The sequence below is a fragment of the Polaribacter sp. genome (assembly GCF_965656025.1).
Lineage (GTDB): Bacteria > Bacteroidota > Bacteroidia > Flavobacteriales > Flavobacteriaceae > Polaribacter.
Genome location: NZ_CBFHJT010000015.1, coordinates 45138 through 46757 on the forward strand (window position 1 = coordinate 45138; position 1620 = coordinate 46757).

Consider the following 1620-nt stretch of genomic DNA (forward strand, 5'->3'; position numbering starts at 1 on the left):
ATGAGTATACTCATAATAAAAACTTTTTGAAAGTTTTTTTTGTAATTACCCAAATAAATTTCTTTTTTAAAATTTAATGAGAGTAGTAGAGAACTTACTATAAAAACAAGTAACTCTTGGTTAGTAAGAATAAAAAGAGGGTTAATATTACTTGTTAAATTTTTCCAATGTATAATAGAAGAATAAGAAAAGCAAAAAACCATTATTAGAAGTAATAAATGTGTTTTTAACGTTAACTTTTTTGCCTTATTAGAATTAATTATTAAGTAATACATATAACCTATACATATAGAGGCTAACCCTAAATAAGAAGGGGTTTCTTTGAGGCCTTCCCAAAAATATAAATGAAAATAGATAATTAATACACCCAATAAATTATAAATACCTAGCCACTGTAATGAGTTTTTTTTTATAGCAGTTAACATGCATAATAATCCTATGACACCTAATGCAGATCCTAGAGTAATTTTTATAAAATCATTTATACTCGGCCATGAATTAACAACAAAAATTAGCAATAAAATTGACACTATACTATTTATAAATGCTCTAAAAGAGATTAGAAAATAAGTATTTGTGTGCTGAAGATTTTTTTTCCATAGTACATTATTAAATGAAAAAAGTAAAACAGATATTATAATATATTTCAAGTCTTATTTGTTTTTATATTGCTTAGCAATTTCTGCAAATTTATGAAAGCCTATTTCATTTGATGTTTTGGTGATTTCATCAAAATAAAAATTAATTTCATCTTTTTTATTTTCTAGTACTGAAATTTTTAACCAAGTTAAATTGTAAAAAAGAGTTAGATAATCGGCATACCCTAATTCTATTTTATCTAAATTTATTAGATTTAAATTTATTTTAGCTGCTTTTAATCTTTTAGAATTAATATTTACATTCGCAAGGCCAATTAGCATATTGCTCATAAACCCTTCTGCAGCCCATGTGTCATTTTCAAAAATATCTTCATAATATTCATCTAGCAATTCTTCTAAGAATATAAATTCTTCTTTTAAAATAAGTGCAGGTATAATTTCTATTAAAAATAATTTAGTACCAAACTCATTTAACTCTTTCTTAATTTTAGTTTTTAAGTTTTTTGTTAGTTTTTTTTCAAAAAATATTAAGTAGCCAAAGTATCGGCTTACAAGTACAGGAAAGAATGTTTTATAATTAGAGGGTAATTTAATTTTGCTCTTTTTTAAAGGCTCATTACTGTAAAATAGTTTGTAAGCTTCCATTAAATCAACAAAAAGAACTTCTGATTTATTTTTATTAAGAGACTTTACTAATTGTAGTACTTTAAAGTAATAGCTATTTAAATAATTATAATCAATACAATAAAAAGGAACACAATTTCTAAAACTATCTATAGGTATTAACTCCTTATAGAGTTGTAATTTATCAACTTCACTAAGTTTATGAAAGTTACAGGTAATTATTATTGCAAATTTATTTTTAATACTATCTTTTAATTTAGAGGCATCTAATTTGTTAAAAAATAATTTTAAAATAGAGGCTTTTTTATTCTCAACAAGTAAACCAATATGATCTGCTATAGTAACAACATTATTTGACTGATATAAATTCTCTAAAAAAGAATCGAATCTTTGTATA

2 protein-coding genes are annotated in these 1620 nt (G+C 23.2%); both read right to left on the minus strand.

All coding sequences use genetic code 11. The features are described from left to right. On the minus strand, positions 1 to 650 hold a 650-nt coding region (locus ACTG3S_RS04540; RefSeq protein WP_439128187.1), incomplete at its 3' end, for an EamA family transporter. A gap of 3 nt (positions 651 to 653) precedes the next feature. Beyond that, on the minus strand, positions 654 to 1620 hold a 967-nt coding region (locus tag ACTG3S_RS04545), incomplete at its 5' end, for a hypothetical protein (RefSeq protein WP_439128188.1).